Origin of the sequence: Nitrospira sp., assembly GCA_030692565.1 — a bacterium.
Taxonomy (GTDB): Bacteria; Nitrospirota; Nitrospiria; order Nitrospirales; family Nitrospiraceae; genus Nitrospira_D.
The window spans coordinates 1-7,511 of sequence record JAUYAO010000049.1 but is presented as its reverse complement, the minus strand read 5'-3'; the positions used below and the strand labels follow the sequence as shown (position 1 = coordinate 7,511).

Sequence of the window (7,511 nt, the reverse complement as noted above, 5' to 3'; positions counted from 1 at the left end):
GGCCTGGCGAGGGTGCATAAACAAGAACCACCGCAGTCACATGGCCGTCCTCGTGGGGCATGCGCGATCACGAGAGGCAACAACTTGAGGGAGGTTTCGCATGATCGGTCAATCCGTACGTCTCACCACCATTCGGGGCATCGAAGCGGGGCTCCACTATTCTGGAACAAGGAGCCCTCACGCCTCGTTGCTACCCATCTGAGTGGGCTAGCCCTACCCGAACCTACTCCACTATCCAGCTAACGCAGCGCGTGCACCAGCGCACGCGCTGCGGGTGATCGCACATCTCGCGTGCGAGGGCCAGGCACAACTACGAATCCAGGCGCCGCCCCTCGCGCTGATTACCCTTTCTATATGCAGATTTTATGTCGCCGTTCTTCTAAGCGCTCCGGCCTTGTTCTTGCTGAGAAGCTATCCCATCCGCACATCAGAGCCCCTTCTTCGGAGGCAGCCTATGACGAATGCATATACCGACAGCCAACGGATGGAGCTGCGATCCCACGTCAATCTCGCAGGAGAAGTCGTGGCTCGGCTCTGGCCGATGCGGACATTTATCTCCCGCAACCCGCTGCAGGGGCTCGAACATCTGCCCTTTTCCGAAGCCGTCCAACGAGGGACCGAGCTGTTCGGCGGAGCCGGCTATCTCTCGCCCCAGCTCTATCGTGAGTCCCACCGTGCGGGACGTATCGCCGACGATGCCATTGACCAGGCGCTGGCGCCATTGGTGCTCGATGATTCCGTACAATTGGGACGCCGAACCCTGTCGCATCGGGAGGTCTTACGGGCGGCGCTGGTTCACGATATCGAACTGTCCGATATCCTCGCGCAGACATCATCTCCCGCCGAGATGGATGCGGAGGGGCCGCTCACGATCTTGAACGCCTGGATGGAGCAACTCCCGTCTGCCCGTCGGGGAGAAGAACACGAACACCGGATTGAGACTCCCTCCGAGGAATGGCCCTTTCGGGAAACCTTGGCCACCTGGTGCGACCGCACACTCGGCACTCGACTCGTCGAACGGATAGACCGCGAGATGATCAAGTGGTGCGGTGCGTTCTGCGACGAAGGGGAAGCGGCCTGGTCGATGCCCCATCGGGAGGAGACGTTTTTCCGAGCTTGGAAAGCGTCGGCGCAGCACGACTGGACGCTCTCGCTGCTGGGTATCAGGCGGCGGGCGGAGAAGATTCGGGCGCTCTCAGACCGTCCGGATGACGCCCTGCTGGAATCCCTCGATCTGATGCAGATCCCCAAGATCTTGTGGCAGGAATATCTGGCCCTGCACCTGACGACGCTACCCGGCTGGTCGGGCTTCATCAAATGGCGCGCCGACCAGACATCGGATCCCTGGCAGGAGGCCTATCGCATTGACCTGGTGAAATATCTTGCCGTCCGCCTGTTCTACGAGCGCGAGTTGGCGGCACTCGCATGCCGTTCAGCACTCGGCTGCCCGGGGGACTTCCAGGCTATCCACACCTTTTTACGCCGATTCCCCCATGCATTCTGGTTCAGGCGTGTCCTGAACGCAGGACGGGCTCCCAAACAAGCCGTCGCCGAGGCCCGCCGCCTCCGCCGCCGGTGGACACCGGCTCGCGCAGAGGAATGGGAACAGGCCGGGCAACAGTGGTACGCCCAACAGCGCAGTAATCGGCAGGCCCACTCGGCCAAGACCATCGCAGAGGCCCTCGACCTCCTTGCCGACAAGTTGGGCATTGCCGCTGAACAACTCGCAGACGCCTCCCCTGACGTACGCAAGAAACTGACGAATTGGCTGCGCGGATTCCCCGCCCCAGAGCGAAACAGGCGATGGCTCAACGCAGCCGAACTGACCGCCGAACGGACGGTTCTCGCGAGACTGACGCCGGCCGAATCACACAACGCACAGACGGACTCCTCTGCTCCCGCAAGACCATTGGCGCAGTTTGTGTTCTGCATCGATGTCCGATCTGAAGTGTTCCGGCGTCGGCTCGAGCAGCGCGGCGGCTATGAAACATACGGCTTTGCGGGCTTCTTTGGCCTGCCCATCTCTTACCGATCCCTCGACGAGCCGCACGAGACCGCGCTGTGCCCGGTCATCCTGAAGCCTAAGCACGTCTTGCGCGAAGTGCCCCGCACCTATGACGGCGACACGGCCCAACGTCGCAAAACCACTGCTTCGGCGGTGAAAGCAGGACAGGAGCTGCTGCACGATCTGAAGCATAACGTCGTCACCCCCTATGTCATGGTCGAGGCAGTCGGATGGTTCTTCGGCTGGTCACTGCTGGGAAAGACGCTCTTCCCCCGCTGGTATCACCGGATCGCGGCATGGGTCGGACGCACGCTGGTACCGCCCGTGTCCACGTCCGTGACGGTGGACAAGCTCACCGGCTCCGAGGCCCATGAGATGTTGGCGGCTGAGCAACGATTGCGAATCTTGCGGTGGCTCAGAACACACCACCGGGTTGAAGGGTCCCTTCTTACACCTCAGCGGCTGGAGCACATCCGCTTGCAGGCCCTGTCCGACGCACCTCCCTCCCCGGTGATCCCCGGCGATCTCGGCCACCTGCTGGTTCTCAGCCCGGCCCAAGAAGCCCCGGTTCTCGAGGATCTCCGGCGCGAATGCCGCATGACGGGATTCGACAACGCGGCACGGATCGACCGCATTACCCGCACCGGATTCACCCTCAGTGAGCAGGCGTACTATGTGGAAACCTCCCTGCGGTTGATGGGGCTTACCTCCTCCTTCGCGCGGCTCGTCTTTCTCTGCGGGCATGGCAGCACCTCTCAGAACAACCCCTACGAATCGGCGCTCGACTGCGGCGCCTGCGGCGGCAGCCAAGGCCTGCCCAACGCCCGGGTGTTTGCGACCATCGCCAACCGGCCGCAAGTTCGAGATCTCCTGGCGAAGCGGGGCTTCGTCATTCCCGGCGATACCCATTTCGTCGCGGCACGCCACGACACCACCACCGACCGTCTCTCCGTCGGCGACCTGGAGGACGTGCCCTCCACACACCGCAAAGAGTTAGCCCAGATATTGGAGGACATTGCGATGGCCGGCGCCGAGGCGGCTTTGGAACGGTATGCGAGACTACCGGGCTATGCGGCGGAGCCGGTGCGGAGCACGGCGCTTCGGGCCATCGAACGGCGCGGCCTCGACTGGGCTCAAGTCCGTCCTGAATGGGGACTCGCGAGAAACAGCTGGTTCATTATCGGAAACCGCCGCTTGACGACCGGCCACAATCTGGAGGGCCGCGCGTTTCTCCATTCGTATGACCATGCAGCCGATCCGGACGGCAAATTGCTCGAAATCATCATGACGGCGCCGTTGATCGTGGCCCAATGGATCAACAGCGAATATTATTTCTCCACCGTGGCGCCTGAGACCTACGGAAGCGGCAGCAAGGTGTACCACAACGTGACCGGCCGGATCGGCGTCATGACCGGCAACCAGAGCGATCTCCGCATGGGACTGCCGGTTCAGTCGGTCATGAACGGCGCCATGCCCTATCACGACCCGCTGCGTCTCACCGCGATCATCGAGGCGCCCCGGTCGCGAGTGCAGGCCATCATCGCCAGACAGCCGCTTCTGGAGACGCTGTTTCATAATCACTGGCTTCGGCTGATCGTGCTGGAGCCTGCAACGCAATCCTACTACCGCTACGACGGCGCAGGCGGGTGGGACAGCGTCACGGTGGAGACCGCCGATCAAATCGCAGACGTCGAGGTCGGGCAGGCGTAAGTCGTTCCGGACAGCCGGAGTTGCGCACGAATGAGGGGGCTATGCCGGACAGGGAGTTGAAGAAGGATCCGCCATACTGGGCCGTCGCCTTCTCCTCGCACCAGGAGATCACGGATTTTCTTCGCGAACTCGAAACCGCCTGCATGCTGCGCGGCCGGCCCTCGGATGGCACCGTGAATTTCGGAGCGATCGCCAGGAGTCTTCAGGCTCTCGATCGTCCGGATCGAGCCTACCGGTCCGTGCACATTACCGGCACCAACGGCAAAACCAGCGTGTGTCGCATGACGGCGGCGCTTCTCCAGGCCGGCGGCATGAAGGTCGGACTCTACACCAGCCCTCACCTCGGGCAGTTTCGAGAGCGGATCTCCATCAACGGTCAGCCCCTCGGCGATCAGGAGCTGGTGGATGCCTGCAACCGTCTCAAATCGCTGATGGACTGGGCCGGTGTCTCGATGAGCCCGTTCGAATTCCTCACCGTGGCCGCCTTCTTCGCATTCCGCGCTGCCAACGTCGATTATGCCGTGGTGGAAGTCGGGATCGGCGGGAGAGCGGACGCGACCAACGTGATCGCGCCGGAGGTCTCGGTCATCACGAACGTGGACTACGATCACATGGAGATCCTCGGAGACACCCTCGAACAGATCGCGACGGAGAAATCCGGGATTATCAAGCCTTTCACCCCGGTCGTGTGCGGGCCCATGCAGGACGGGCCTCGGTCGCTGGTGCTCTCCCGCGCGGAACAACTGAAGGCGCCGGTTTTATCATTCGGACACGAATACGACGCCACCGACTTCGTCCGTGCCGGCTATCAGGGAACGTGCACGATTCGAGTCGGTGACACCACCTGGGAGGGAATCCCCCTCGACTCCCCGGCTGCGTTTATGGCCACCAACGCAGCCCATGCGCTGGCGGCCTACGAGGTCCTCCGGCGCCGCGGGCTGGTCGCCGCATTGGATGCTCCCGCAATACGCCAGACCTTCGAGCACGTTCGGCTGCCAGCCTGTTGCGAAGTGCTGGCCGGAGATCCGACGATCGTCATTGATGGGGCTCACAATGCATCGGCGGCCGCCAATCTCTCCTCGACGATCCGAAGCATCCGTGCCAGCCGCCGAACGGTCCTGCTCCTCTCGCTGCCGCGAGAAAAAGAGGTCGACACAATCATCCGGCATCTGGCCGGTGCAGGAGCTGACCGAGCCATCTTCACCCGGTATCCCGAGAACTGCGCGGCCGCCCCTCAGGATCTTGCCGCTATCTGGCGAACCTATACGCCGGCTGCGGCGGAGATGGTGAACGACCCCGCTGACGCGTTTCAGAAGGCCGTCCAGGAAGCAGGGCCTCTTGGGCTCGTGGTAGTCACCGGCTCCTTGGAACTGGGGGGCTATTGCCGCCCCCTCGCCCAGTCTGTTGCATCCAACGCTGGCGTATGAATGAAGGCCTCAGTGCTCGGCAATTTATCAAACCAGGATGGCCTGTGATGAAACCCTATGGTAAGAGCCCGAGTCGAAAACGCAACCGACCACTCTATGAGTCACGGGACCGGCAAGACAGACAGGAGATCGACGAGTGGCTTTAGGCCGGGGAAATCATCATGACGGAGAGCTATGAACCCCGTAAGTGAACACGTTCGCGTCTCCCTGGCCGAACCATTCCGGTCGCTGGCCGACGTGCAGGCCCTGCTGGATAGCCGCTCCAACTATGAGGCTGATCGGCAGATCCCCGCTGAACGGGTCTTCACGCTCGACCGAATGGTCCGTTGCGTCGAGGCGCTCGGGAGACCGGATCGGGCGTTCCGGACCATCCATGTGACAGGGACCAAAGGAAAAGGCAGTGTGAGCCGGATGCTGGCCGCCTTATTGCGAGCGACCGGGCTGCATGTCGGCCTCTACACAAGTCCGCATATCGAGCGGCTGTGCGAACGGATCGATGTAGGGGGAGCATCGGTCAGTGAACGGACATTCGTGGCGGCCTTCAATGAGCTTCGCCCTCTCCTTACGCACACAGGAAAAGAGCTGACCCACTTTGAGTTGCTCACCGCTGCCGCCTTCTGCGCGTTTCGGGCCGAGCAAGTCGACTGGGCCGTGATTGAAGTCGGCATCGGGGGGCGCCTCGACGCCACCAACGTGATCCTGCCAGAGGTCTCCGTGATCACCAATGTGGGCTACGACCACATGGATTTGCTCGGGCATACCTTAGAAGAGATCGCGGGCGAGAAAGCCGGCATCATCAAACCGACGGTCCCGGTGGTGGTCGGTGCAATGGAAGATGGATCGCAGGCGGTGATTCTCTCACACGCCGCCCAACTCGATGCGCCGGTGTGCTTGATGGGCCATGATTACCTACTGGGGCATGATTACGAGGTAAGCGGGTTTGTGCGTGCCGGATATCGAGGAACCTGTTCGATTCGTGTGCATCAGACCCTTTGGAGGAATATCACGCTGAACTGTCCGGCAGCCTTCATGGCGACGAACGCGGCGCATGCGCTGGCGGCCTTCCAGACGTTGTGTCAACGGAAACTGATTCCGGCGCTGACGGAAGACCAAGTCCGTCGGACACTGGAGACGGTCCGCCTCCCCGCCTGTTGCGAGGTGTTTCCAGGCCGACCGACGGTCGTGATCGACGGGTCGCACAATGCCATGGCGGCGGCTAGCCTGTCGACGATCGTGCGCACTCTATTCGAAGGGCGTGATCGGATTCTCATCGTGGGGATCCCGCGGGATAAAGAGATAGAGCAACTGATCGCTCACTTTGCCGATTGTGGCGCCCGATACGTGATTTTCACACGCTATCCAGGAGCGCGCGCGACGCTACCGCAGGAATTGGCGCTCCTCTGGCAACAACGGAGCGCGGCGCCGGCGGAGGTGATCGAGGAGCCGGGCGAGGCCTTTGCACGAGCACTGGCAATAGCGGGAGGAGACGGCGTCGTGGTTGTGACCGGTTCGATCCATCTGGCGGGAGTCCTCCGGCCACTGATCCGCGCGAGACACGACACGATGAACCGCAACGAGACGACGCTGAGAGAGTATACATGACGATACAGCGGTATGGCACCTCAGCCCACACGTGGAGGCAAACCCAACGGGTTCTTATTGTGGATGACGATCCGAACGGTCGGGAGAGCCTCAACGCCTTCTTTAGAGACCGGCAGTGGGACGTCCTGGAAGCCTCCTCAGGCCGGGAGGCGCTGGACATCTTGGATCGTCACGGAGTCGACGTGGTGCTCTTGGACGTCGCTGCGCAGGGAGTGGACGGCCCGGAAATACTCAGGGCTATACGGCAGCACGATCGAGACCTGCCGGTCGTGATCACGGGCGCACTGATGACACCAGAGTTACGGCGTGTGTGGCGTAGCCGGGGGGCTATGGGCTGTCTCGTCAAACCGATCGAGCCCCGAACTCTATCGGCTCTGCTCGGTGCGTTCGCGCCACCATCAGGGTTTGCGGATAGCTGACCGCGGGAGGTAACAACGTGTGCTGGCTTGAAATGGGGGAAAGATGAGTTACAACACGCAACACTATCGAGGAGTCCCTATGAGTCGATCGATGAGTCTGTGCCGGAGACCGTGGGGCATGATGGCTTTGTGCATCACGCTCGGGGTTGCCGGCTTCCTTCAGGAAGGTGGCGCTTCCGCTCAACAAATCATGCTCCAACCGGATCATGCGACCCCCGGATCGACGGTGGTCGTGAGCGGCAAAGGGTTGGGCGCGTTCAAATCCGTCCAGTTCAATAAAGTGACCTTTGCCGGGATGCCGGCGCTGATTCAGCGCTGGGAATCCGACCTGGTCGAGGTGAAGGTGCC

General features: G+C 61.9%; 5 protein-coding genes. All 5 read left to right on the top strand.

Annotated elements, in window-relative coordinates; translation table 11 throughout:
* Nucleotides 1–454: 454 nt before the first annotated feature.
* The gene (locus Q8N04_12700) at nucleotides 455–3,715 is read left to right on the top strand and encodes a DUF2309 domain-containing protein (GenBank protein MDP3091532.1); all 3,261 of its coding nucleotides are present in this window, start codon (nucleotides 455–457) and stop codon (nucleotides 3,713–3,715) included.
* Between the two features lie 41 nt (nucleotides 3,716–3,756).
* Nucleotides 3,757–5,142 carry a Mur ligase family protein gene (locus Q8N04_12695; GenBank protein ID MDP3091531.1) on the top strand — a complete coding sequence of 462 codons (1,386 nt, stop codon included), beginning with the start codon at nucleotides 3,757–3,759 and terminating at the stop codon, nucleotides 5,140–5,142.
* 174 nt (nucleotides 5,143–5,316) lie between these two features.
* Nucleotides 5,317–6,744, top strand: coding sequence for a Mur ligase family protein (locus Q8N04_12690; GenBank protein ID MDP3091530.1), 1,428 nt, complete (start codon nucleotides 5,317–5,319; stop codon nucleotides 6,742–6,744).
* Nucleotides 6,741–7,163 carry a response regulator gene (locus tag Q8N04_12685; GenBank protein MDP3091529.1) on the top strand — a complete coding sequence of 141 codons (423 nt, stop codon included), beginning with the start codon at nucleotides 6,741–6,743 and terminating at the stop codon, nucleotides 7,161–7,163. The genes Q8N04_12690 and Q8N04_12685 overlap by 4 nt, the downstream gene beginning before the upstream one ends.
* Before the next feature lie 79 nt (nucleotides 7,164–7,242).
* The coding region (locus Q8N04_12680; GenBank protein ID MDP3091528.1) for a hypothetical protein at nucleotides 7,243–7,511 on the top strand (269 nt) is incomplete at its 3' end.

Excerpts from the sequence above, each read along its gene's own strand:
- Q8N04_12685 (MDP3091529.1), top strand. The coding sequence starts at position 6,741 with ATGACGATACAGCGGTATGGCACCTCAGCCCACACGTGGAGGCAAACC.
- Q8N04_12690 (MDP3091530.1), top strand. The coding sequence starts at position 5,317 with ATGAACCCCGTAAGTGAACACGTTCGCGTCTCCCTGGCCGAACCATTC.
- Q8N04_12695 (MDP3091531.1), top strand. The coding sequence starts at position 3,757 with ATGCCGGACAGGGAGTTGAAGAAGGATCCGCCATACTGGGCCGTCGCC.
- Q8N04_12700 (MDP3091532.1), top strand. The coding sequence starts at position 455 with ATGACGAATGCATATACCGACAGCCAACGGATGGAGCTGCGATCCCAC.